At 64.0% G+C, this 211-nt stretch carries 1 pseudogene; it reads left to right on the top strand.

The window, feature by feature from the left end:
- Positions 1–199, top strand: a pseudogene (locus EXE42_RS18345) (DoxX family protein); the annotation flags it as partial.
- Positions 200–211: the final 12 nt, after the last annotated feature.

Here is a 211-nt window from a genome sequence, read left to right on the forward strand (position 1 = left end):
CGGGGTCATCTTCATGAGCCTCTTCTGGGTCGGCAACGCCGGCTTCGGCCACGGCGTCGTCAACAGCGACCTGATGGGCCTGCTGCTGTTCATGACGGTGATCGTGCTCGCGGCCGGTCGGTACTACGGCCTCGACGCGCTCATCGAACAGACGGCGCTCGTCAAACAGAACCCCAAGCTGCGGTACCTGCTCGGCTAACGAGGTGACCGA

Source organism: Halorubrum sp. SP3 (assembly GCF_005435195.1).
In the GTDB taxonomy this organism is placed as follows: domain Archaea; phylum Halobacteriota; class Halobacteria; order Halobacteriales; family Haloferacaceae; genus Halorubrum; species Halorubrum sodomense.